The organism is Streptomyces sp. NPDC050743 (assembly GCF_044456925.1).
In the GTDB taxonomy this organism is placed as follows: domain Bacteria; phylum Actinomycetota; class Actinomycetes; order Streptomycetales; family Streptomycetaceae; genus Streptomyces.
The window spans coordinates 1-23,780 of sequence record NZ_JBITGJ010000026.1; the positions used below are offsets into that span (position 1 = coordinate 1).

The following is a 23,780-nucleotide window of genomic DNA, read 5'->3' on the forward strand; positions in this document are numbered from 1 at the left end:
ACCAGGGGCCTTACGTCTGCCCGGAGTTGGGAGTACACCACGAGACTCCCGGAGGCGATCACCCTCAGCGACCGTCGGTTACCGGGAAAGGCTCACTGGTCTAGGTAGGGAGTAGCCTCACGCGTGACAGACCAGGTAGGGCAAAACCTTAATAAAGTTTCGTGAAGGTAGGGGGGTCAGCTTTTTGAATTCGTCAACCCATTTTCGGCAATTCTTTTAAATCTCAATTCGATAAAGAAAATCCCCCTGACAGGCAGTCAGAGGGATTGATGGGGTGTCAGCTCTGGCGGTTGCGCTTGCGATCTTGAACCCACTCGATCACCGCTACAACCGGCCAGAGTATTGCGTTGCCTACCGCAATGATGACGAACGCCCATCCCACGATGGCCCCGACAACGGTCTGAATGATCCCCATGCTTCTCCCCACCCCTAGGTCAAGTGCGCGATGATGCTACCTGGAGCGGCCTACGAACCCTCCTGCCCGTCATACGCCTTGAGAGCCTGAGAGATGGCACCGACGAGGGGTTACGGGTCTCTCCGCTCTGGGTCCTGTACGTGAGGTGCGGCTGAATCTGCCGGATCGTATATCCCTTGTCCCTCAGAGCCACGGCCTGAGCCGTCAGAGCCTCGTTCATGACCGGTCGGCGTCCACCTACCCGCCCGCGCTTCTTCGCAGCCTCAAGGCCGTTCTTCGTCTTCTTCACGATGTCCCTGCGACGGTCCTCGGCAAGGGCAAACGCTAGGTCCAGGATCAGGCTGCGCTCTGTGTGCTCACCCTTGGCCACACCGTCCAGCACCTTCACGGCTACGCCACGCTCGAACAGCTCAGTCAGCATTAGCAGCCCCTCAAGGAGGTTCCGGCCGAGCCGGTCAACTTCCTGGACCGTGAGCATGTCTCCCTCGCGCATGTACTCCAGTGCCGAGACGAGACGGCAGGCGTGATAGAACCTTGGTTAGACTTGGTTCTTTTGTATAAGTAAATAGGGAAGATATTCTGATAGATATTAATTCCCCCGAAGGAGGAATATATCTTTTCTCTAGATGTTCCCCATTTCCCATACTATCCAGGGACCTCGAATCTGCCCCAAGGCTCTACGGGGTCTCTGAGAGTCTGTCTCGCCCTTGGCGGCACTGGGGAGCCAGGAGTGGACGCTAGGGGCTCTCAGGGGCGTACAGGTGGCTCTACGGCCATCCCTGGGGGTGTGGTTGGCTCGGGTTACTGCTATGCCGGATAGTGCATGGTCATGATGCGCCCTGTCTTCACCGCCATCTTGGGTGACTTGTACAGGGTGAGGATCAGCGCCTTTCTTCCTACCTGGTTAATCGCTGGTTCAATCGAGAGCACTTCAGCAGTCTTCCCATTCCAAAGCTTCAGGTGATCCCCTGCTTTCAGCTTATCGGCTCTCTTACGTTCTGGCTTGTTGATGCTTCCTCCTCATGGGACGTCGATTGGTCTTGAGCTATGACTGTCCCATGAGGCACTGACAAACGAGATGGAGTGATTCCGCTTAGCGGAGACGAAGGCACCCTGTCACACAGATGGAGATGACAGCCCGAGTTCCGGGTAGTAGCCGTTGATCCTGGTGATCTGATCGTCCAGTGCGCTACGAGAGATCCGCTTTCCGTACACCTCTTCACCGTTAGTCAGCCGCACTACAACCGTCACGGAGCCCCAACCAGGGGGAGGCGAGATGGTTTCGAAGTCATACGGGATCTCCCAACTCAATCCGCCAAAGGCTGGAAGTTCCATGTTCGGCGCCTTGAGGGAGCGTGCAGCCCCAACGCGGGGGATTTTGATCTCTCCACCTTGGCGGCTGTGGGGCTGACATTCTTGACGTGCAGACGGAAACCGAAAGTGTTCTTACCCTTCCTGGGGTGTTCAAGGTCTCCTAGCAGTCCCCACCTGGAGTCGACTTCGACTCGTGGCCTTACGCGACGGTAGGTCAACGCGGAGATGACCATGTTGGACCCGGTGAACACCGCACTGACGGACGCAATGATGATCGCGATGACTGGTAGCGACATGGATCAAGGATGCCCAGCGGCAAACCTGTTGCACCGGCACTTGAGGAACATCAGCGGTTGGGTATGAGAGAACCCCAGACCGGTACAGCGTCCAGGGGCTCTCGGGGTGGGTAGCTACTCCGCCTCTTCCTCGTAGTTGGGAATCCTCTGCCCCCGGCTCTCTGTGATGTTCAGTACGTCCGTCAGGCTCTCGATGAGACGCCGGGCAATCCAGCGGAGTTCATCAGCCGTCAGCTTGGCCTCTTCTGCGATCATCGGCCGCGCCAACTCCACAATCACCGTTGCCGTTTGGATCTGCTGACTCTCGATGTTGTCTGCCAGCAGAGACAGCATTGATGCCGTCCCATCGGTGATCAGGTGTGCCCTCTTCCCTTCCGGCCCAGAGAACGGCAACAGCCGAACGTGAGCGCTACGCTCTCCCATGTCATCCCTGCTTTCGTCAGGTGTGGCCACGCCCCCGGACAGTTCGCGCTGTCGCGGGGGTCCTTTCTTGGCTAACCAGACTACCTGAGTACCTGACTACCTCGATAGCACGTTGGGTGAATCTCTCGCACCCTGAATAGGTGGAGATCAACAGGGCAGAGCCGCATTGGCCGCAGGTTGCAGAGGAGATCCGGCGACGCATCCGAGAGGGCGTGTACGCCCCTGGTGCACGCGTACCGGGGACGGTGGCGCTGGCAACAGAGTTCGACGTGTCGCAGTCAACGGCATCCCGAGCACTGGCCAGGCTCCGCGCTGAGGGAGTTGTGTACGTGGTCAGTGGCCGTGGCTACTTCGTCTCAGAGACCAGGTAATCCAGTACCAACCTGGCCCACCGACACCCATACTCGATCACGTGTTCCTGACAATCTCGACTACTGGCGACGAGCAGCACCCGGCCACTGACCTGGGGTTTCTCCTCTACAAGCACCCTGACAACCCGTTCTCAACCAAGCTGTCCTACGGCACGGCGCACGTCTTCTACCCCGAGGCGGACGACCGGCGCTGCACGGCCGCGCTGCTGCTGGAGATCGACACGCTCGCGCTCGTCCGGCGAGGCAAGGGCAAGGGCCGCGGCGGCGCCCCCGACGCGGCCCTGGCGCAATACGTGAACGACCGCCCCTACGCGGCCTCCTCGCTGCTCGCGGTCGCGCTGAGCGGCGTGTTCTCCAGCGCCCTGCGCGGCGTGTGCACCGCCCGTCCCGAGCGGGCCGCCGCCCCGCTGCCCCTGCGCATAGAGGTACCGGCCCTGCCCGCCCGCGGCGGCCCTGACCTCGTACGACGGCTGTTCGAGCCGCTGGGCTGGACGGTGACCGCCGAGCCCGTCCCGCTCGACACCGAGTTCCCGCAGTGGGGCGACTCCCGGTACGTCCGCCTGGTCCTGGAGGGGGAGACACTGACCCTCGCCGAGGCGCTGCGCCATCTGTACGTCCTGCTGCCGGTCCTCGACGACGCCAAGCACTACTGGGTCTCCTCCGACGAGGTCGACAAGCTGCTGCGGGCCGGTGAGGGCTGGCTGCCCGCCCACCCGGAGCAGAAGCTGATCACCAGCCGGTACCTCTCCCGCCGCTGGGCGCTGACCCGGCAGGCGATGGAGCGGCTGGAGCTGGTGCGCCTCGCCGAGGCCGACGACAGCGAGGTCGAGGAGATCGACAACGCGGTCGAGGCCGAGACCGAGGAGGAAGAGCGGCCCACCCCGCTCGCCGTCCAGCGCCGGGAGGCGATCCTCGCGGCCCTGCGGGACTCCGGCGCCGCTCGCGTCCTCGACCTCGGCTGCGGACAGGGCGAGCTGGTCCGGGAGCTGCTGAAGGACGTGCGGTTCACCGAGATCGTCGGCCTCGACGTGTCCGTGCGGGCGCTCACCATCGCCTCCCGCCGGCTGAAGCTGGACCGCATGGGGGAGCGGCAGGCCTCTCGCGTCAAGCTGGTGCAGGGCTCGCTCGCCTACACCGACAACCGGCTCAAGGGCTATGACGCCGCCGTGCTCAGCGAGGTGATCGAGCACCTCGACCTGCCCCGCCTGCCCGCCCTGGAGTACGCCGTGTTCGGGCACGCCCGCCCGCGCACGGTCCTCGTGACCACCCCGAACGTCGAGTACAACGTCCGCTGGGAGACCCTGCCCGCCGGACACGCCCGGCACGGCGACCACCGCTTCGAGTGGACCCGGGCGGAGTTCCGCAGCTGGGCGCACACGGTGGCCGAACGGCACGGCTATACGGTGGAGTTCGGGCCCATCGGCCCCGACGACCCCGAGGTGGGCCCGCCCACCCAGATGGCACTGTTCGCGATCAGGACCGAGAAGGAGGCGAAGGCAGCATGACCGAGTCGACAGAGCACCGGGGACGGGTGCTCCCCGTCACCGACCTCTCCCTCGTCGTCCTCGTCGGTGCCTCCGGCTCCGGCAAGTCCACCTTCGCCCGCCGGCACTTCAAGCCCACCGAGGTGATCTCCTCGGACTTCTGCCGCGGTCTCGTCTGCGACGACGAGAACGACCAGAGCGCGAGCAGCGACGCCTTCGACGTCCTGCACTACATCGCCGGCAAGCGGCTGGCCGCCGGCCGCCGCACCGTCGTGGACGCCACCAGCGTGCAGCAGGACGCCCGGCGTCAGCTGATCGAGCTGGCCAGGAAGTACGACGTGCTGCCCATCGCCATCGTGCTGGACATGCCGGAAGACGTGTGCGCCGCGCGCAACGCGGCCCGTACCGACCGCGCCGACATGCCCCGCCGGGTCATCCAGCGCCACATCCGCGAACTGCGCCGCTCGCTGCGGCACCTGGAGCGGGAGGGCTTCCGCAAGGTGCACGTCCTGCGCGGGGTCGAGGAGGTGGAGCACGCCACCGTCGTCACCGAGAAGCGCTTCAACGACCTGACGCATCTCACCGGCCCCTTCGACATCATCGGCGACGTCCACGGCTGCTCCGCCGAACTGGAGGCGCTGCTCGCCAAGCTGGGCTACGCCGACGGCGTCCACCCGCAGGGCCGTACCGCCGTCTTCGTCGGCGACCTGGTCGACCGCGGCCCGGACACCCCGGGCGTGCTGCGCCGGGTGATGTCGATGGTCGAGTCGGGCAACGCGCTGTGCGTGCCCGGCAACCACGAGAACAAGTACGGCCGCTACCTGGGGGGCCGCAAGGTCCAGCACACCCATGGGCTCGCCGAGACCATCGCGCAGATGGAGGGCGAGAGCGAGGAGTTCAAGGAGCGGGTACGACGGTTCCTGGCGGGCCTGGTCAGCCACTACGTCCTGGACGGCGGCAAGCTGGTCGTCTGCCACGCCGGCCTGCCCGAGAAGTACCACGGCCGCACCTCCGGCCGGGTCCGCTCGCACGCCCTGTACGGCGACACCACGGGTGAGACCGACGAGTTCGGGCTGCCGGTGCGCTACCCGTGGGCGGAGGACTACCGGGGCCGCGCCGCGGTCGTCTACGGCCACACCCCGGTGCCGGAGGCATCCTGGCTCAACAACACGATCTGCCTGGACACCGGCGCGGTCTTCGGCGGCAAGCTGACCGCGCTGCGCTGGCCGGAGCGCGAGCTGGTCGACGTACCGGCCGAGCGGGTCTGGTACGAGCCGGCCCGCCCGCTGCGCTCGGAGGCGCCCGGCGGTGAGGACGGCCGGCCGCTGGACCTGGCGGACGTGTACGGCCGCCGGGCCGTGGAGACCCGGCACGCCGGCCGGGTGGCGGTCCGCGAGGAGAACGCGGCCGCGGCCCTGGAGGTCATGAGCCGCTTCGCGACCGATCCGCGCCTGCTGCCGTATCTGCCGCCGACCATGGCACCGACGCCGACCTCGCGGGTCGAGGGCTACCTGGAGCACCCGGCCGAGGCCTTCGCGCAGTACGCGGCGGACGGCGTCGAGCGGGTCGTGTGCGAGGAGAAGCACATGGGCTCGCGGGCCGTGGCCCTGGTGTGCCGGGACGCGGAGGCGGCGCGCAAGCGGTTTGGTGTTGGGGGTACCTCCCGCTCGAGCGAAGCCGAGAGTGGGGGAGGGCCGACCGGGTCGCTCTACACCCGTACCGGGCGGCCGTTCCTCGACGACGAGCGGGTGACCGAGGAGATCCTCGGACGCCTGCGCTCGGCGATCACGGATGCCGGTCTCTGGGACGAACTGGCCACCGACTGGCTGCTGTTGGACGCCGAGCTGATGCCGTGGTCGCTGAAGGCCTCGGGGCTGCTGCGCAGTCAGTACGCGGCCGTCGGCGCCGCGTCCGGCGCGGTGTTCCCGGGCGCGCTGGCCGCGCTGGAGGCCGCCTCGGCCCGGGGCGTCGACCTCACCGGACTGCTGGACCGGCAGCGCGACCGGGCCGCCGACGCGACCGCGTTCACCGCGGCCTACCGCCGCTACTGCTGGACCACGGACGGCCTGGACGGCGTACGCCTGGCGCCCTTCCAGTTGCTGGCCGTCCAGGGCCGCAGCCTCGCCGCGCTGCCGCACGACGAGCAACTGGCCCTGATCGACCGCATGGTGGAGCAAGACGGCACCGGACTCCTCCAGACCACCCGGCGGCTGTACGTCGACACCGGTGACCCGGAGTCGGTGCGCGCGGGTGTCGACTGGTGGCTGGAGATGACCGGCCGCGGCGGCGAGGGCATGGTCGTCAAGCCGCTCGGCGCGCTGGTCTGCAACCCGGACGGACGGCTGGTCCAGCCCGGCGTCAAGTGCCGCGGCCGGGAGTACCTGCGGATCATCTACGGCCCCGAGTACACCCGCCCGGACAACCTCGCCAGGCTCCGGCAGCGCTTCCTGAACCACAAGCGGTCCCTCGCGCTGCGCGAGTACGCCCTCGGTCTGGAGGCCCTGGACCGCCTCGCGGACGGGGAGCCGCTGTGGCGGGTGCACGAGGCGGTGTTCGGGGTGCTGGCCCTGGAGTCGGAGCCGGTGGACCCGCGCCTGTAGCCCGGCACGCCGAGGCGGGCCGCATCCGTCCGTCACAGAACGCCCTTGTGTCGCACACAGATCTGTCCATATGGTGGACAGCCGGTGCGGCACAGGGGTGTTCGCGCGTCCGGCGGGGAGGGGTGGTGGACGTGGAGATCAAGAAGGTCGTGGTCCGCGAGGAGGAGCGGGGCACCGGCCGCCGGCCGGCGATCCTGGAGAAGCGGCCGACCCGCTGAGCATGCGCGTCCACCTGGTCACGATGCCCTGGCATCCGCTCGACCTTCCGTCGCTGCAACTCGGCCTGCTGAACCGGCTGGTCCGGCAGGCCCGCCCCGAGGCCGAGGTGGCGGAGTTCCACGGCTCCCTGCGCTGGGCCGAGTTCCTGCTGGAGCGCTCCGGGGGCCGGCTGCGGCCGGGCGACTACGTCTCCGTCGGCAGCGACGCCATCTTCCACGGCCTCGGCGACTGGGTCTTCTCCGGCGTCCTGTACGACGATCCGGACTGGGGCCTGGCCCGGCTGCGGGACTACGCCGCCGACCGGGACGTCTTCATCGACACGGCCGTCGCCATGCGGCCGTACGCCGCCGCCTTCGTCGCCGCCTGCGCGGATGAGGTGCTCGCGGCGGAGCCCGACGTCGTCGGGTTCACCACGACCTTCATGCAGAACGTCTCCTCCCTCGCGCTCGCCCGCGAACTGAAGCGAAGACGCCCGGAGGTGACGGTCGTCCTCGGCGGCAGCAACTGCGACGGGCCGATGGGCCACGCCCTGCACCGCAACCACCCCTTCGTCGACCATGTGGTGCGCGGCGAGGCCGAGTACGCCTTCCCGGCTCTGTTGCGGCATCTGGCCGAGGGCACCGACCCCGGCGACGTGCCGGGCCTGTGCTGGTGGGACGGGCCGGTGTCACGCGCCAACCCCGCGACCCGGCGGACCGTGGCCCCCGCCGACATCCCCTCGCCCGACTACGACCAGTGGCAGGCCGCGCTGGACGCCTCCCCGGTGCGGGAGCACGTCCATCCGAAGCTCGTGGTGGAGGGTGCCCGCGGCTGCTGGTGGGGCGAGAAGCACCACTGCACCTTCTGCGGGCTCAACGGCTCCGCCATGGCCTTCCGCGCCAAGCCCGGGGAGTGGCTGTGGGCCGAGATCGACCGGCTGGTGCGCCGGCACCGCATCCTCGACGTGGTCACCGTCGACAACATCATCGACATGGCCTACTTCCGGGACTTCCTGCCCCGCGTGGCCGGGAGCGGCTGGGACCTGCGGCTGCACTACGAGGTCAAGTCCAACCTCACCCCGGCCCAGCTCCGCCTCCTCGGCGAGTCCGGCACCGTGCACATCCAGCCCGGCATCGAGAGCCTGGGCAGCAGGGTGCTGGACCTGATGGACAAGGGCGTCACCGGCGCCCGTAACGTCCGCACCCTGCGCGAGTGCGAGAACCACGCGCTGACCTGCTCCTGGAACCTCCTGTACGGCTTCCCCGGCGAGACGGCCGAGGACTACGCACCGGTGATCGACCAGCTCCCCGCGCTGGTGCACCTCCAGCCGCCGAGCGGCGCCCATCGCATCCAGCTGGAGCGGTTCAGCCCGCACTTCACCGACCCGGACCTCGGCTTCGGCAAGCGCCGCCCGGCCCGGATGTACCGGCACGTCTATGAGCTGCCCGAGGACGAACTCGCCGACCTGGTCTACCTGTTCGACAGCGAGGACGCCGGGATCACGGGCCCGGCCGAGCGACGGCTCAAGGCCGCCGTCGCCGCGTGGCGGGCCGGGTACGCGCACTCCCGGCTGCTGTTCGCGGAGGACGGCGAGGAGCTGCTGGTGCACGACCGGAGGCACGGCCGGGCACCGGTCACCCACCGCTTCTCCGGCTGGCGCGCCGAGGCCCTGCGGCGCCTGGAAGACGGCCGTACCGTACCGGCGCTGCACCGGCTGCTGGCCGCCGACGGGCATGGGTTGGGCGTCGACACGCTGGCCGAGTGGGTGCGACAGGCCTTGGGGCTCGGCCTGTTGTTCCGCGACGGGGCCACCTATGTGTCCCTGCCGACCTGGGGCGAGCCGGTCCGCCTGCCCGAGGGCGCCGGATGAGCGCGCTGTCGGCCGTCGTGCCGTACCGGCTCACCGGACGGCGGGCCGAGGTGACGGGGCCGCTGGATCTGAGCGGCGCGGGGCGGGGGACGGCGGAGGCGGTGCGCTTCCTGCGCGAGTGCCAGAGCCAGGGCCTGCGGGTGACCTGGCGGGCCGTGGGCAGGCCGCCGTACGACATCGGACTGCTGAGCCATCTGTCGCCGCCGGACGAACTGCCGGGAGCCGAGGACGAGTTGGCCGTCTGGCGGGAGGGATACGCCTATGGCAGCCTGTACCACCGGCGCGGGCCCGGGTTCGTGACCGTCCTCGACCGGCGGGCGGGGCGGGGCACGGCCGTACGGCTCACCCTCGACCACCCCGAGCTCCTCGCCGCCTTCCTCCGCCTCCAGGAGCCGACGCCGGTGGACGCGGTCGAGCGCGAGGCCGTGGGCCTGCTCGTCGCCGAGCGGCTGGTGCTGTCCGCCTCGGGCTGGGCGGTGGCCCTGCCGCCGCGCATCCGGCGCTGGCCGGTGCCCTGCACCGCGATCTAGCCGACCAGCCGCAGCCGCTGTCCGCACACCCCGACCCGGACCGTCTGCCCCCAGGTCAGCTGGAGCGCGTCCGTCTCGATGCCGTCGCCGAAGGCGATGAGGCGGTCGGACTCCACGGTGACCGTCAGCGCCGCCGAGGCGGCGAGTTCGCCCGCCACCAGGCTCGTACCGGTGGCCGGTGACGGCCAGGCCTCGCGGACGAACCACACCAGCCGGTCCTCGGTGGGGGAGGGCAGCGGGATCCGGCTGCCTCGCTCCTGCCACACCGAGCGGAGCCAGCCGGTCGCGCCGGTGCCGGTGCCCACCAGCACCCCGGAGGAGGCCTGGGCCTCGACGACACCCCCGTCGTCCTCGAGGCCCAGGCGGTACCGGGCGGTCTGATGACCGGGTGTGCCCAGGTAGATCTCGTTGAGTGCCAGCAGCCGCTGGGTGTCGTCGGCGACGGCCTCCACCATGGTGAGTTCGTCCACCGCCGCGGCCGTCGCCGCCAGCAGCTTCGCCGCGTCGGCCGGGCGGTGCCGCACCAGCACCCCCGGATTGCGGCCGGGATCGGTGTCGATGCCGATCACCGGCTGGCCCGCCAGATACTTGGCGGCGTTCGCGACCAGTCCGTCCTGGCCGATGACCACCACCACGTCCTCGGGCGCGAACAGGAACCGGTCGAGGTCACCCCGCTCCACCTGCGCCTGCCGCCAGGTCAGCGGTACCGCCGCGGTCACCTCGGCCAGCGCGCGGCGGGTGCGCCGGTGGCGTTCGGCCACCTCCTCGATGTCCCGCCCCCGGGAGGCGAGGAAGAACGCGGCCTGGCCGTGCGTGCCGTGCCGGGCCACCAGCTCCTCGTACTCCGTGGTCCGATGGACCAGCACGGCACGCGGGGCGAGGCTCACGCGGATCCTCCGGGGGTGAGCCGGGTGAGCAGGGCGGTCAGCACGTCCGGTGAGACGGTCACGCTGTCGATGTGCGGCAGGTTCTCCGTCAGCCGGGCGGCGGTGAGCGCGCGCAGGGTCGTCGCCCCGTCGACGCCGGCCTCGGTGTGCACCCGCAGCCAGGCCGCCTGGGCCTCGGCCCGCGCCGCGCCCTGTTCCCGCGCGCCCTCGGCCTCGGCCCGGGCGATCCGTACCGCCCGCGCCGCCTCGGCGTCGGCCAGCAGGGCCGTGCGCGCGGCCTCGGCCTCGGCGAGCTGCCGCGACCGTGCCGCCTCGGCCTCGGTGAGCCGGAGCTGCCGTGCGGCCTCCGCCTCCGCGAGCTTCACCGACCGCTCGGCCTCCGCCTCGGCCAGCCGCACCGAGCGGGCCGCCTCGGCCCGGGCGCGCACCGCGTCAGCCGCCGCCTGCTCCTCGGCCTCGCGGCGGGCGTTGGTACCGCGCTGCTCGACCAACTGCTCCTCGCGGCGGGCGAGTTCGATCCTGCTCGCCAGTTCGTTCTCGGCGATGGCCCGCTCCCGCTCGACCGCGACGGCCCGCCGCTCGTAGGTCGCCCGGTCGGCCTCCTGCTGGATCTGTTCCCGGGCGGGGGTGCGCAGCGCGCGCTCCACCTCGGGCTCGGGCCGCAGCGCCATCACCCGTACGGCGACCACCTCGATCCCGGTCGCCGGCAGCCGGGGCTCGGCGCCCAGCCCGGCCGCGACCCGCTCGCGCACCGCCGCGACGCCGTCGACCAGCGCCGCCGACAGCGGCGTACGGGCGAGCACGTCCAGCGCGTGCTGCTGGGCCGTCTCGGTCAGGAGCGTGCCCAGCTGCTCCAGCGGGGTGCCGCGCCAGGCGCCGGTGTCCGGGTCGATGGAGAAGTCCAGGCGGGCGGCGGCCACGGCCGGGTCGGCGATGCGGTAGGTGACCGTCGCCTGGACGGACACGTCCTGGAAGTCGGACGTGCGGGCGTGGAAGGTCATCGCCAGTTCGCGGTCGTCGACCGGTACCTCGGACAGGGCCGCGGTGAGCGGCCGGAACCAGAAGCTGAGCCCGGGACCGTCGTGTACCAGCGTGCCCGAGCGGTGGTGCCGGATGTGGGCGGTCGGTGCGCCGCGCAGGTGGCGCCGGCCAAGACGCCGGGTGATGTCGGCCATGGATCCCCCTCGTGTGCGAACCCCCGTTTTTCGTCATAGCGACGATAAGCCTGGACGTCACTTCTCGTCAAGAGGACGAAAACAGGAGGGATCGGAAACGGTCAACAAGGGCGTGAAGACGGGCGGGGACGGCCAGGATGGAGGCATGGCATACCACGTCGACTCCGAGGCCGGGCGGTTGCGCCGCGTGATCCTGCACCGGCCCGACCTGGAGCTCAAAAGGCTCACCCCCAGCAACAAGGACGCCCTGCTCTTCGACGACGTGCTGTGGGTGCGCCGGGCGCGCGCCGAGCACGACGGATTCGCCGACGTCCTGCGTGATCGCGGGGTCGCCGTCCACCTCTTCGGCGACCTGCTCACCGAGACCCTGGAGCTCCCCGAGGCCCGCGCCCTCGTCCTGGACCGGGTCTTCCACGAGAAGGAGTACGGCCCCCTCGCCGCCGACCACCTGCGCGCCGCTTTCGAGTCCCTGCCCGCACGGGAGCTGGCCGAGGCGCTCGTGGGCGGCATGACCAAGCGCGAGTTCCTGCAGGCGCACGCGGAGCCGACCTCCGTCCGCTTCCATGTGATGGACCTCGACGACTTCCTCCTCGGCCCCCTGCCCAACCACCTCTTCACCCGCGACACCTCCGCCTGGGTCTACGACGGGGTGGCGATCAACGCCATGCGGCTGCCCGCGCGGCAGCGGGAGACCGTCCACTTCGAGGCGATCTACCGGCACCACCCGCTGTTCCGTGACGAGACGTTCCACGTCTGGTCCCAGGGGCAGGCGGACCACCCCTCCACCATCGAGGGCGGCGACGTCCTGGTGATCGGCAACGGCGCCGTGCTGGTCGGCATGAGCGAGCGCACCACCCCGCAGGCCGTGGAGATGCTGGCGTACAAGCTGTTCGCGGCCGGCTCGGCGCGCACCATCGTCGCGCTCGACATGCCCAAGCGGCGCGCCTTCATGCACCTCGACACGGTGATGACCATGGTCGACGGCGACACCTTCACCCAGTACGCGGGGCTCGGCATGCTGCGCTCGTACACCATCGAGCCGGGGGTCTCCGAGAAGGAGCTGAAGGTCACGGACCATCCGCCGGAGCACATGCACCGCGCCATCGCCGCCGCCCTGGGCCTCGGCGAGATCCGGGTGCTGACCGCCACCCAGGACGTGCACGCCGCCGAGCGCGAGCAGTGGGACGACGGCTGCAACGTGCTCGCCGTCGAGCCCGGGGTCGTCGTCGCCTACGAGCGCAACTCGACCACCAACACGCATCTGCGCAAACAGGGCATCGAGGTGATCGAGATCCCGGGCAGCGAACTGGGCCGGGGCCGGGGCGGGCCGCGCTGCATGAGCTGTCCCGTGGAACGAGACGCCGTATAGAAATGTGAAGGATCGTATAGACTTACAGTGTCCGCTGTAGCCGTACCTCTGGAGCGCCCCCCATGGCGACTGTCCCGACCGCCCTCGCCGGCCGCCACTTCCTCAAGGAGCTGGACTTCACCGAGGAGGAGTTCCGCGGCCTGGTCGAGCTGGCAGCCGAGCTGAAGGCGGCCAAGAAGGCGGGCGCCGAGACGCAGTACCTGCGCGGCCGGAGCATCGCGCTGGTCTTCGAGAAGACCTCGACGCGCACCCGCTGCGCGTTCGAGGTCGCCGCCGCCGACCAGGGCGCCCACACGACCTACCTGGACCCGTCCGGCTCGCAGATCGGCCACAAGGAGTCCGTGAAGGACACCGCGCGGGTGCTGGGCCGGATGTACGACGGCATCGAGTACCGCGGGGACAGCCAGGCCAAGGTCGAGGAGCTGGCGGCGTACGCGGGCGTGCCCGTCTACAACGGGCTCACCGACGACTGGCACCCCACCCAGATGCTCGCCGACGTGCTCACCATGACCGAGCACAGCGCCCGGCCGCTGACGGAGATCGCCTTCGCCTACCTCGGCGACGCCCGCTTCAACATGGGCAACTCCTACCTGGTCACCGGCGCCCTGCTCGGCATGGACGTGCGGATCGTCGCCCCGAAGGCGTACTGGCCCGCCGAGGACGTCGTCACCCACGCCCGCAAGCTCGCCGAGACGAGCGGCGCCCGGATCACCCTCACCGAGGACGTCCGCGAGGGCGTGTCGGGGGCGGACTTCGTCGCCACCGACGTGTGGGTCTCCATGGGCGAGCCGAAGGAGGTGTGGGCGCAGCGCATCGCCGCGCTGAAGCCGTACGCCGTGACCATGGACGTCCTGCGCGCCACCGGCAACCCGGACGTGAAGTTCCTGCACTGCCTGCCGGCCTTCCACGACCTCGGCACCCAGGTCGGCCGCGAGATCCACGAGACCTACGGCCTCGACTCGCTGGAGGTCACCGACGAGGTCTTCGAGTCCGCCCACTCGGTCGTCTTCGACGAGGCCGAGAACCGCCTGCACACCATCAAGGCGGTGCTGGTCGCCACACTCGCCCGCTGACCCTGGTCCACCGCCCCGACCAGCCCTTATCCTGACCGGCGGCCCGGCACCACCCCAGCCCGGGCCGACGCCGCGACCCCACCGGGTCGCCCGCACCACCCAGAAACGAGCACCAACCCGCAATGCCCGCTTCCCGCATCAAGTCCCCGCACCTGCTCGTCGCCGAATCCGGCGCCGACCGCGAGGGCCACGGCCTCAAGCGCACGATGGGCCTCTTCCAGCTCATCTGCTTCGGCGTCGGCGCCATTGTCGGCACCGGCATCTTCGTCGGCCTGTCCGACTCCGTCGCCCAGGCCGGCCCGGCCGTCGTCGTCTCCTTCGTCCTCGCCGCGATCACCTGCGTCTTCACCGCCTTCTCCTTCGCGGAGCTGGGCGGCGCGATCCCGGTCTCCGGCTCCTCGTACTCCTTCGCCTACGCCGGACTCGGCGAGTCCACCGCCTTCCTGGTCGGCTGGTGCCTGCTGCTGGAGTACGGCATCTCCATCTCGGCCGTCGCCGTCGGCTGGAGCCAGTACGTCAACGAGCTGCTGCACAGCCTCACCGGCGTCCAGCTCCCGGCCGCCCTGTCCGCGGGCCCCGGCGACGGCGGGATCATCAACCTCCCCGCCGTGATCGTCATCGCCATGGCCTCCGTGCTGCTGGTGCGCGGCGTGCGGGAGAGCGCCCGGGCGACGGCCGCCATGGCCGCGGTCAAGCTCGTCATCCTGCTGGCCTTCTGCGCCATCGGCTACAGCGCCTTCAAGCACGGCAACCTCACCCCGTTCTCCCCGGCCGGCCTCGGCGGCATCGGCGCGGGCACCACGGCCGCCTTCTTCTCCTACATCGGCTTCGACGCGATCACCACGGCCGGCGAGGAGGCCAAGAACCCGCGCCGGGACATCCCGGTCGCGATCATGGTCTGCATGGGCATCGTGACCCTGCTGTACTGCGCGGTCGCGCTGGCCGCGATCGGCGCCATCGGCGGCAAGCAGGTCGCCGGCCGCCCCGCCGCCCTCTCCTACGTCGTCAACGAGGTCACCGGCTCCGCCGTCGGCGGCGGAGTGATCGCCTTCGGCGCGGTCGTCGCCATCGCCTCGGTCGTCCTCGCGGTGATGTACGGCCAGACCCGCATCCTGATGTCGATGTCCCGCGACGGCCTGATCCCGCGCGTCTTCGAGAAGGTGAACCCGAAGACCTCCACCCCGGTCGCCGGCACGCTGATCGTCGCCGTGGTCTTCGCGCTCCCGGCGGCCTTCGCCTCGCTCGACGCCGTGATGAACCTGTGCACCATCGGCACGCTCGCGATCATGGCCGTCGTCAACATCGTGGTGATCGCGCTGCGCCGCCGCGAGCCGGGCCTCACCCGCAGCTTCCGGGTGCCGCTGTATCCGGTGGGCCCGCTGCTCGGCGTCGCCTTCTGCCTGTACCTCACGTACGAGACCGGCTGGCAGACCTGGGTCCAGTTCGCCGTGTTCCTCGCGGTGGGCCTGGCGATCTACGCCGGCTACGGCCGCCGGCACTCCACGCTGGCGCGGACGGCCGCCCCCGAGGTCACGCCGAGCGCCGCCGCTGAGCGGGAACCACAGGCAGTCTGAACCACACCGCCTTGCCCGACGGGGTGGGGCGGTGACCGCAGGACGAGCTGAGGGCGCGGATCAGGAGCAGGCCGCGCCCGCCCTCCTGCCAGACGTCGGGCTCCTCGATGGCCGGCGCGGTCAGCCGGCCGGGCGGCGCCGGGTCCGGGTCGTGCACCTCGACCTGGCAGCCGGTCGGCAACAGCTCCACCACCAGCTCTATCGGGCCGCGCCCGGCGGTGTGCTCCACCGCGTTGGCCACCAGCTCCGCCGTGAGCAGCTCCGCGGTGTCGCTGTCGGCCGGGTGCTCCACCTCGGCGAGGGCCGTACGCACCAGGGCACGGGCCACGGGCACCGCCGCTGCGGTGTGCGGCAGTGCGATGCGCCAGGAGGCCGGTTCGGTGGGGCGTTCGTGCAAGGCGAGTCCGTTCATGGAGCAGGCTGTCCTGCTTTCGACTGTAGGAATGGTACGGGCCCGGCCACTTCGGACCGTCGGCGGGCTTCGCCCGGGACCCTCGGCCCCGGTACCGGCGGCGTACCCCGCCGAACGCCCCGCCTCGCCCGCCCGAGCCCCTTGTTACGGCGCTGTCGCCGACCGGTGACGGACGTGACCGGATCCGGCCGATCGACCGCTGCCTGTCGCGCAGTCGTGACGACAGTCACAAACAAGTGATAACTTCATGGGACAGCGCAACGTACGGCACCGCCGCCCTAGGAGGCCGCACGTCATGAGTCCCTTCACCGGCTCCGCCGCCCGCACCTGCGACTGGGAGCACCTGCGGGTCCAGCTCGCCGACGGGGTCGCCACCGTCACCCTCGCCCGTCCCGAGAAGCTCAACGCGCTCACCTTCGGCGCCTACGCCGACCTGCGCGACCTGCTGGCCGAGCTGTCCCGGGAGCGTGCCGTCCGAGCCCTGGTGCTGGCCGGCGAGGGGCGCGGCTTCTGCTCCGGCGGCGACGTCGACGAGATCATCGGCGCCACCCTCGGCATGGACACCGCCCAGCTGCTCGACTTCAACCGGATGACCGGCCAGGTCGTACGGGCGATCAGGGAGTGCCCGTTCCCCGTGATCGCCGCGGTGCACGGGGTGGCGGCCGGCGCCGGAGCGGTCCTGGCGCTGGCGGCCGACTTCCGCGTCGCGGACCCCACCGCCCGCTTCTCCTTCCTCTTCACCCGCGTCGGCCTGTCCGGCGGCGACATGGGCGCGGCCTACCTGCTGCCCCGCGTCGTCGGCCTCGGCCACGCCACCCGCCTGCTCATGCTGGGCGAACCGGTCCGGGCCCCCGAGGCCGAGCGCATCGGCCTGATCAGCGAGCTGACGGAGGACGGCCGAACCGACGAGGCGGCTCACGCGCTGGCCCGCCGCCTGGCCGACGGCCCGGCCCTGGCCCACGCCCAGACGAAGGCCCTGCTGACGGCCGAGCTGGACATGCCGCTGGCGGCCTCGATCGAGCTGGACGCCTCGACCCAGGCGTTGCTGATGAACGGCGAGGACTACGCGGAGTTCCACACGGCCTTCACGCAGAAGCGCCCGCCGAAGTGGCGGGGGAGGTGAGCCCTCATGCGCGTGGCGATCATCGGTGGCGGCCCCGGTGGCCTGTACGCCGCCGCGCTCCTCAAGCGGCTCGATCCCACCCGTGAGGTCACCGTCTGGGAGCGCAACGCCCCGGACGTCACCTTCGGCTTCGGCGTCGTCCTCTCCGACGAGACCCTCGGCGGCATCGAACACGCCGACCCGGTCGTCTACGAGGCCCTGCAACGCGACTTCGTCCGCTGGGACGACATCGACATCGTCCACCGGGGTGTCACCCACCGCTCCGGCGGCCACGGCTTCGCCGCCCTCGGCCGGCGCCGTCTCCTCGCGATCCTGCACGAGCGCTGCCGCTCCCTCGGCGTGGACCTGAGGTTCTCCACCGAGGCGCCCCACCCGGACACGCTCTCCGCCGAGTACGACCTCGTGATCGCCGCCGACGGAGTCAACAGCACCACCCGCGCCGCCCATGCCGAGGTGTTCGACCCGCAGCTGACGACACACCGCTGCCGCTACATATGGCTCGCCGCGGACTTCGCGTTCGACGCCTTCCGTTTCGAGATCGCCGAGACCGAACACGGCGTGATGCAGCTGCACGGCTACCCCTATGCGGCCGACGCCTCCACCGTGATCGTGGAGATGCGCGAGGAGGTCTGGAAGACGGCGGGATTCGACGACGTCATCCCGCAGGAATCCGTCGAGCGCTGCGCCAAGATCTTCACGGACGCGCTCCGCGGCCGCCCGCTGCACTCCAACAACTCCGCCTGGACCACCTTCCGTACGGTGGTCAACCGACGCTGGTCCCACGGCAACGTCGTCCTCCTCGGCGACGCCGCGCACACCGCCCACTTCTCCATCGGCTCCGGCACCAAACTCGCCGTGGAGGACGCCCTCGCCCTCGCGGCGTGCCTGCGCGAACAGCCCACACTCGCAACGGCCCTGGCGGCCTACGAAGAGGAGCGCAAACCCGTCGTCGCCTCCACCCAGCGCGCCGCCCGGGCCAGCCTCGAATGGTTCGAGAACCTGCGGCTCCACCTGGACCAGCCGCCCCGCCAGTTCGCCTTCAACCTGCTCACCCGCAGCCGCCGCGTCACCCACGACAACCTGCGGCTGCGCGACGCCCACTTCACCGAGGCGGTCGAACGCGAGTTCGGCTGTCCGCCCGGGACACCCCCGATGTTCACCCCGTTCCGGCTGCGCGACCTGACCCTGCGCAACCGGGTCGTGGTGTCGCCGATGGACATGTACTCCGCCACCGACGGCGTCCCCGGCGACTTCCACCTCGTCCACCTCGGCGCCCGCGCGCTCGGCGGCGCCGGGCTGGTCATGACCGAGATGGTGTGCGTGAGCGAGGAGGGCCGGATCACGCCGGGCTGTGCCGGTCTCTACACCGGCCGGCAGGCCGAGGCGTGGCGGCGGGTCACCGACTTCGTGCACACCCAGGCACCCGGCACCGCGATCGGCGTGCAGCTCGGGCACTCCGGCCGCAAGGGCTCCACGAAGCTGATGTGGGAGGGCATGGACGAGCCGCTGCCCCACGGCAACTGGCCCCTCGTCGCCGCCTCCCCGCTGCCCTACAAGCCCGACGGCCAGACCCCGCGGCAGCTCTCACGCGCTCAACTCACCGACATCCGCGAGCAGTTCACCGAAGCCGCCTGGCGGGCCGCGCGGGCCGGCTTCGACCTGCTCGAACTGCACTGCGCGCACGGCTATCTGCTCTCGGGCTTCCTCTCCCCGCTCACCAACCGGCGCACCGACGCCTACGGAGGCTCGCTGGAGCGACGGCTCAGGTTCCCGCTGGAGGTCTTCGACGCCGTACGCGCGGTGTGGCCGGCGGAGCGGCCCATGACGGTGCGCATCTCGGCCACGGACTGGGCCGAGGGCGGCACGACCGCCGAGGACGCGGTGGAGATCGCCCGCGCCTTCGCCGCGCACGGGGCCGACGCGATCGACGTCTCCACCGGGCAGGTGGTGGCCGAGGAGCGGCCGGAGCTCGGGCGGTCGTACCAGACGCCGTTCGCCGACCGGATCCGGCAGGAGGCGGGTGTCCCGGTGATCGCGGTCGGCGCGATCTCGTCCTGGGACGACGTCAACTCCCTGATCCTCGCCGGGCGCACGGACCTGTGCGCGCTGGGCCGCCCGCATCTGTACGACCCGCACTGGACTCTGCACGCGGCGGCCGAGCAGGGATACGAGGGGCCCGGTGTCGTCTGGCCGGCGCCCTACCGCGCGGGCAGCCGGCGCCCGCAGACCGGCCGCACGGACGCCCCGAAGCCGCGGCTGTCGCTCTCCTGAGCAGGCCCCCGGGCGCCACCGGGTTCCGAGCCGTCGGCCGCCTCACGCCCCCGCGAACCCCGCTCCCGCGTCCCGCAGCCGTCGGCCGCCTCACGCCCCCGCGAACCCCGCTCCCGCGTCCCGCAGCCGTCGGTGCAGCCCCTGGAACACCTCCGCCGAGCGCACGCCCGGCCAGCCGGCGGGCAGCAGCCGGGCGGGCAGCCCCGGGTCGCTGTACGGCAGGTGGCGCCAGGAGTCGAGGGCGAGGAGGTAGTCCCGGTAGGCCTCCTCGGGCGGGGTGCTGCCGCGGCGCTCCCAGGCGCGCAGCACCGGGGCGTGCGCGTCCAGGAACCGCTCGTGCTCCTTGGCGATCGCGGCCAGGTCCCACCAGCGGGCGACCGCCTCGGCCGTCGGGGCGAAGCCCAGGTGCTCGCCGCGGAAGAGGTCCACGTAGGGATCCAGGTGCAGCCGGCGCAGCGTGTGCCGGGTCTCCTCGTACAGCCTCGCCGGGGCGATCCACACCCCGGGGGCCGCCGTGCCGAAGCCCAGGCCGACCAGCCGGGAGCGCAGCACATGCCGCTTCTGCCGCTCCGACTCGGGCACGGAGAACACCGCGAGCACCCAGCCCGCGTCCGCCACGGGCGTGGTCGCGTAGATGCGCCGGTCGCCGTCCTCCAGCAACTGCCGGGCCTCCGGCGAGAGTTCGTAGCCGGCCGCGCCCTGCTCGGTGCGGGCCGGCAGCAGCAGGCCGCGCCGTTTGAGCCGGGACACCGAGGAACGGACGGAGGGCGCGTCCACGCCGACCGCGGCCAGGAGCCGGATCAGCTCGGCGACGGGCACCGGGCCGGGCATGAAGCGGCCGTACGCGCCGTAGAGCGTGACGATGAGGGACCTGGGGGCGTGCTGCTCGGACACGTTGATCATTTTAGGTCGTCGGCATCACTGCCGGTCACCTTCGCTGCGCAGCCGGAAGCGTTGCAGCTTGCCGGTGGCGGTGCGGGGGAGCGCGTCGAGGAAGACGAACTCGCGCGGGCATTTGTAGGGTGCCAGTTCGGACTTGAGAAAGGTGCGCAGGGCCTCGGGGTCGCGCCGGGCGCCCTCGCGTAGCACGGTGTAGGCGACCGCCACCTGTCCGCGGGCCTCGTCCGGGCGGCCGACGACCGCCGTCTCCACCACGTCCGGGTGCCGCAGCAGCGCGTCCTCCACCTCGGGTCCGGCGATGTTGTACCCGGCGGAGATGATCATGTCGTCGGCGCGGGCCACATAGCGGAAGTAGCCGTCGGGCTCGCGGACATAGGTGTCACCGGTGATGTTCCAGCCGCCGCGCACATAGGCGCGCTGGCGCGGGTCGGCGAGGTAGCGGCAGCCGACCGGGCCGCGCACGGCGAGCAGGCCGGGCTCGCCGTCCGGCACCGGCGTGCCGTGCGCGTCCTGCACCCGCGCCTGCCAGCCCGGTACCGGCACCCCCGTGGTGCCCGGCCTGATCCGCTCGTCGGCCGCGGAGACGAAGATGTGCAGCAGCTCGGTCGCGCCGATGCCGTTGATGACGCGCAGACCGGTGCGCTCGTGCCAGGCCCGCCAGGTGGCCGCGGGCAGGTTCTCGCCGGCCGACACACAGCGCCGCAGCGACGAGACGTCGTACCCGTCGAGCTGCTCCAGCATGGCGCGGTACGCGGTCGGGGCGGTGAACAGGACCGAGACGCGGTGCTCGGCGATCGCGGGGAGCAGTTGGCGGGGCCCGGCCTGTTCCAGGAGCAGGGAGCTGGCGCCGGCCCGCATCGGGAAGACCACCAGACCGCCCAGGCCGAAGGTGAAGCCGAGCGGGGGGCTGCCGGTGAAGACGTCGTCCGCCCGGGGGCGCAGCACATGCCGGGAGAAGGTGTCCGCGATCGCCAGCACGTCCCGGTGGAAGTGCATGCACCCTTTCGGGCGACCCGTGGTGCCCGAGGTGAACGCGATCAGGGCCACGTCGTCGGCCGCGGTGCCGACCGCCGGGTACGGCGTGCCGGGTGCCGGGCGGTTGAGGAGGTCGTCGGGGCCGTCACCGCCGTACGTCGTGATCCGCAGCCCGGGTATGTCGGCCTTCGCCAGGTCGTCCACGGACCGGATGTCGCACAGCGCGTGCCGCACCAGGGCGATCTCGCACATGGTGGCCAGCTCGTGCGGGCGCTGCTGGGCCAGCACGGTGACCGCTATCGCGCCCGCCTTCAGCACCGCCAGCCAGCAGGCGGCGAGCCAGGGCGTGGTGGGGCCGCGCAGCAGCACCCGGTTGCCGGGGACCACGCCGAGCTCGCCGGTGAGCACGTGCGCGATCCGGTCGACCCGCGCGCGCAGCTCGCCGTAGGTCCAGCTGGGGCCGTCCGGGGTGTGGAAGACCGGCCGGTCCGCCTCGGTGTGGTCCAGGAGTTCGGCGGCGCAGTTCAGCCGCTCGGGATAGCGCAGCTCCGGCAGGGCGAACCGCAGCTCGGGCCACTCGTCGGGCGGCGGCAGATGGTCGCGCGCGAAGGTGTCGACATGGGCCGAGCGATGCATGGCGGTTCGCCCCCTTGCCGTGACAAGCGTCGAGACGGGCGTCGTGGTGGGCACCGGCGTCCTGGTGGGCTCGCGGAACGAGCGTATCGGCTTGGTGACGGCAGTCAAGGTTGCGCGATAACGTCGGGTGGGACGGGGTAGGCCAGGAGGGTGCCCGGCGGTGACGGGAAGGGCTGTCGCGGCCCGGCCCCACCAGCTGACGGGGAGTGCCGTGGTGGCCCGACCCCGGGAGATGGCGGCGAGGGGTCCTGCCGACCCGTCGCCGGAAGGCGCTGGGGCGGGCCGTGGTGGCCCCGTCCCGGACGGCGAACGGGAGGGGTCACGGTGGCCCGGACCGGAGGGAGGACCGGCAGTGCCCGCATTCTCGCTCGACCCGCGGCAGACGGCCTGGTGTGCCGAGCTGCGCACGGCGGCCGCCGAACGGCTGCGCCCGCTCGCCGACAAGGGCGAGCCCGGGCACGTCAACCGGCCGCTCCTCGCCGAGCTCGGCCAACTCGGTCTGCTGACCCGGCTGTTCGGCTCCGGCGCGCTGGACCTGTGTCTGATGCGGGAGTCCCTCGCACAGTCCTGCACCGAGGCCGAGACCGCGCTCGCCCTGCAGGGCCTGGGCGCCCATCCGGTGCACGCCCACGGCAGCGCCGCCCAGCGCGAGCACTGGCTGCCCCGGGTCGCCGACGGCAGCGCGGTCGCCGCCTTCGCGCTGAGCGAGCCGGGGGCCGGCTCGGACGCGGCCGCGCTGTCCCTCGCGGCCGAGCCCGACGGCGACGACCGCTGGCGGCTCACCGGCGCCAAGCGCTGGATCTCCAACGCGCCCGAGGCCGACTTCTACACCGTCTTCGCCCGCACCACGCCCGGCGCCGGAGCCCGCGGCGTGACCGCCTTCCTCGTCCCCGCCGACCGGCCCGGCCTCACCGGCACCCCGTTGGACATGCTCTCTCCGCACCCCATCGGCGCCCTGGACTTCGACGCCGTGCCGGTCACCGCCGACGACGTGCTCGGCGAGCGCGACCGCGGCTTCGCCGTCGCCATGGGCACCCTCAACCTCTTCCGCCCCAGCGTCGGCGCCTTCGCGGTCGGCATGGCCCAGGCCGCGCTCGACGCCACCCTCGCCCACACCCGCCGCCGCGAGGCATTCGGCGGCCGGCTGATGGACCTGCAGACCGTCTCCCACCAGGTCGCCGAGATGGCCGTGCGCACCGAGGCCGCCCGGCTGATGGTGTACGCGGCGGCGACCGCCTACGACGAGGGCGCGGCCGATGTGCCGGGGCGCGCCGCGATGGCCAAGCTGCTCGCCACCGAGACCGCGCAGTACGTCGTCGACACCGCCGTCCAGCTGCACGGCGCGGCGGCCCTGCGCCGCGGCCACCTCCTCGAACACCTCTACCGCGAGGTGCGCGCCCCGCGTATCTACGAGGGCGCCAGCGAGGTCCAACGGGGCATCATCGCCAAGGAGTTGTACGCCAGGACCGAGGAGGCCGACCGGTGACGACCGAGCGCGTCAACCCGCCCGAGCTGTCCCCGCCCACGGGGTTCTCGCACGCCGTCGTCGCCTCCGGCTCGCGCGTGGTGTTCCTCGCGGGCCAGACCGCCCTCGACGCCGACGGCAAGGTCACCGGGGACACGCTCCCCGAGCAGTTCGAGCGGGCCCTCGGCAATCTCCTCGCGGCCCTGCGCGCGGCCGGCGGCACCCCCGCCGACCTCGCCCGAGTCACGGTCTACGCCACGGACGTCGCCGCGTACCGCGCCCACGCCGGCCGGCTCGGCCGCATCTGGCGGGACCTGGCGGGCCGGGACTACCCGGCGATGGCCGTCGTGCAGGTCGTACGGCTGTGGGACGAGCGGGCGATGGTGGAGCTGGACGGGTTCGCGGTGCTGCCGTAGGGA

Annotated in this window: 21 protein-coding genes; 12 read left to right on the forward strand and 9 right to left on the reverse strand. The window is 71.2% G+C overall.

All coding sequences use genetic code 11. From position 1 onward, the window contains the following. Positions 1–277: 277 nt before the first annotated feature. The 4 genes from ACIBJF_RS24190 to ACIBJF_RS24205 form a co-directional block, all read right to left on the reverse strand. Positions 278–415, reverse strand: a complete 138-nt coding sequence (locus tag ACIBJF_RS24190) for a hypothetical protein (protein ID WP_399176579.1) — start codon at positions 413–415, stop codon at positions 278–280. Positions 416–434: 19 nt separating this feature from the next. Then, positions 435–908: a recombinase family protein gene (locus tag ACIBJF_RS24195; protein WP_399176581.1), complete on the reverse strand. Its 474-nt coding sequence runs from the start codon at positions 906–908 to the stop codon at positions 435–437. Between the two features lie 623 nt (positions 909–1,531). Continuing rightward, the gene (locus ACIBJF_RS24200) at positions 1,532–1,750 is read right to left on the reverse strand and encodes a hypothetical protein (protein WP_399176583.1); all 219 of its coding nucleotides are present in this window, start codon (positions 1,748–1,750) and stop codon (positions 1,532–1,534) included. A 389-nt stretch (positions 1,751–2,139) separates the two neighbouring features. Further along, the gene (locus tag ACIBJF_RS24205; protein WP_399176585.1) at positions 2,140–2,448 is read right to left on the reverse strand and encodes a hypothetical protein; all 309 of its coding nucleotides are present in this window, start codon (positions 2,446–2,448) and stop codon (positions 2,140–2,142) included. Positions 2,449–2,588: 140 nt separating this feature from the next. On the opposite strand from ACIBJF_RS24205, the gene ACIBJF_RS24210 reads away from it, so the two are divergent. The 5 genes from ACIBJF_RS24210 to ACIBJF_RS24230 all read left to right on the forward strand — a co-directional run bounded on the left by ACIBJF_RS24210 (position 2,589) and on the right by ACIBJF_RS24230 (position 9,501). Further along, positions 2,589–2,819 (forward strand): winged helix-turn-helix domain-containing protein, encoded by a 231-nt coding sequence (locus ACIBJF_RS24210; protein ID WP_399176587.1) that lies wholly within the window; start codon positions 2,589–2,591, stop codon positions 2,817–2,819. 41 nt (positions 2,820–2,860) lie between these two features. Further along, positions 2,861–4,324: a 3' terminal RNA ribose 2'-O-methyltransferase Hen1 gene (locus ACIBJF_RS24215; protein WP_399176589.1), complete on the forward strand. Its 1,464-nt coding sequence runs from the start codon at positions 2,861–2,863 to the stop codon at positions 4,322–4,324. Then, on the forward strand, positions 4,321–6,903 hold the full coding sequence (locus ACIBJF_RS24220; RefSeq protein WP_399176591.1) for a polynucleotide kinase-phosphatase: 2,583 nt from the start codon (positions 4,321–4,323) through the stop codon (positions 6,901–6,903). Before ACIBJF_RS24215 ends, ACIBJF_RS24220 begins: the two co-directional genes overlap by 4 nt. Before the next feature lie 220 nt (positions 6,904–7,123). After that, positions 7,124–8,971, forward strand: coding sequence for a RiPP maturation radical SAM C-methyltransferase (locus ACIBJF_RS24225; RefSeq protein WP_399176593.1), 1,848 nt, complete (start codon positions 7,124–7,126; stop codon positions 8,969–8,971). Further along, positions 8,968–9,501, forward strand: a complete 534-nt coding sequence (locus tag ACIBJF_RS24230) for a DUF5825 family protein (RefSeq protein WP_399176595.1) — start codon at positions 8,968–8,970, stop codon at positions 9,499–9,501. Before ACIBJF_RS24225 ends, ACIBJF_RS24230 begins: the two co-directional genes overlap by 4 nt. On the opposite strand, the gene ACIBJF_RS24235 is transcribed toward ACIBJF_RS24230, so the two are convergent. Both ACIBJF_RS24235 and ACIBJF_RS24240 read right to left on the reverse strand, forming a co-directional pair. Next, a complete protein-coding gene (locus tag ACIBJF_RS24235; RefSeq protein ID WP_399176596.1) occupies positions 9,498–10,388 on the reverse strand; it encodes a hypothetical protein in 891 nt (296 codons plus the stop codon). The genes ACIBJF_RS24230 and ACIBJF_RS24235 overlap by 4 nt on opposite strands. Further along, positions 10,385–11,563 carry an SPFH domain-containing protein gene (locus tag ACIBJF_RS24240; protein ID WP_399176598.1) on the reverse strand — a complete coding sequence of 393 codons (1,179 nt, stop codon included), beginning with the start codon at positions 11,561–11,563 and terminating at the stop codon, positions 10,385–10,387. The genes ACIBJF_RS24235 and ACIBJF_RS24240 overlap by 4 nt, the downstream gene beginning before the upstream one ends. Positions 11,564–11,708: 145 nt before the next feature. Here ACIBJF_RS24240 and ACIBJF_RS24245 point away from each other — a divergent pair, with 145 nt between their 5' ends. From ACIBJF_RS24245 to ACIBJF_RS24255, 3 genes are all read left to right on the forward strand, one after another. Then, the gene (locus ACIBJF_RS24245; protein WP_399176600.1) at positions 11,709–12,932 is read left to right on the forward strand and encodes an arginine deiminase; all 1,224 of its coding nucleotides are present in this window, start codon (positions 11,709–11,711) and stop codon (positions 12,930–12,932) included. A 62-nt stretch (positions 12,933–12,994) separates the two neighbouring features. Beyond that, positions 12,995–14,005 carry an ornithine carbamoyltransferase gene (gene argF, locus ACIBJF_RS24250; protein ID WP_399176602.1) on the forward strand — a complete coding sequence of 337 codons (1,011 nt, stop codon included), beginning with the start codon at positions 12,995–12,997 and terminating at the stop codon, positions 14,003–14,005. Between the two features lie 122 nt (positions 14,006–14,127). Next, entirely contained in the window at positions 14,128–15,579 is a 1,452-nt protein-coding gene (locus ACIBJF_RS24255; RefSeq protein ID WP_399176604.1) for an amino acid permease, read from the forward strand. On the opposite strand, the gene ACIBJF_RS24260 is transcribed toward ACIBJF_RS24255, so the two are convergent. After that, positions 15,536–15,991 (reverse strand): ATP-binding protein, encoded by a 456-nt coding sequence (locus ACIBJF_RS24260; protein ID WP_351806165.1) that lies wholly within the window; start codon positions 15,989–15,991, stop codon positions 15,536–15,538. The genes ACIBJF_RS24255 and ACIBJF_RS24260 overlap by 44 nt on opposite strands. A gap of 295 nt (positions 15,992–16,286) precedes the next feature. On the opposite strand from ACIBJF_RS24260, the gene ACIBJF_RS24265 reads away from it, so the two are divergent. After that, the gene (locus tag ACIBJF_RS24265; RefSeq protein ID WP_399176606.1) at positions 16,287–17,114 is read left to right on the forward strand and encodes an enoyl-CoA hydratase family protein; all 828 of its coding nucleotides are present in this window, start codon (positions 16,287–16,289) and stop codon (positions 17,112–17,114) included. Positions 17,115–17,120: 6 nt separating this feature from the next. Continuing rightward, positions 17,121–19,385 (forward strand): bifunctional salicylyl-CoA 5-hydroxylase/oxidoreductase, encoded by a 2,265-nt coding sequence (locus tag ACIBJF_RS24270; protein ID WP_399176608.1) that lies wholly within the window; start codon positions 17,121–17,123, stop codon positions 19,383–19,385. A 90-nt stretch (positions 19,386–19,475) separates the two neighbouring features. On the opposite strand, the gene ACIBJF_RS24275 is transcribed toward ACIBJF_RS24270, so the two are convergent. Both ACIBJF_RS24275 and ACIBJF_RS24280 read right to left on the reverse strand, forming a co-directional pair. After that, positions 19,476–20,288, reverse strand: coding sequence for a PaaX family transcriptional regulator C-terminal domain-containing protein (locus ACIBJF_RS24275; RefSeq protein WP_399176610.1), 813 nt, complete (start codon positions 20,286–20,288; stop codon positions 19,476–19,478). 15 nt (positions 20,289–20,303) lie between these two features. Continuing rightward, the gene (locus ACIBJF_RS24280) at positions 20,304–21,896 is read right to left on the reverse strand and encodes an AMP-binding protein (RefSeq protein WP_399176611.1); all 1,593 of its coding nucleotides are present in this window, start codon (positions 21,894–21,896) and stop codon (positions 20,304–20,306) included. A 352-nt stretch (positions 21,897–22,248) separates the two neighbouring features. Between ACIBJF_RS24280 and ACIBJF_RS24285 the strand changes: the two genes are divergently transcribed. Continuing rightward, entirely contained in the window at positions 22,249–23,382 is a 1,134-nt protein-coding gene (locus ACIBJF_RS24285) for an acyl-CoA dehydrogenase family protein (RefSeq protein WP_399176612.1), read from the forward strand. Then, complete coding sequence (locus ACIBJF_RS24290; RefSeq protein WP_399176613.1) at positions 23,379–23,777, forward strand: RidA family protein; 399 nt, start codon at positions 23,379–23,381, stop codon at positions 23,775–23,777. Before ACIBJF_RS24285 ends, ACIBJF_RS24290 begins: the two co-directional genes overlap by 4 nt. The last annotated feature ends 3 nt before the right edge of the window (positions 23,778–23,780 follow it).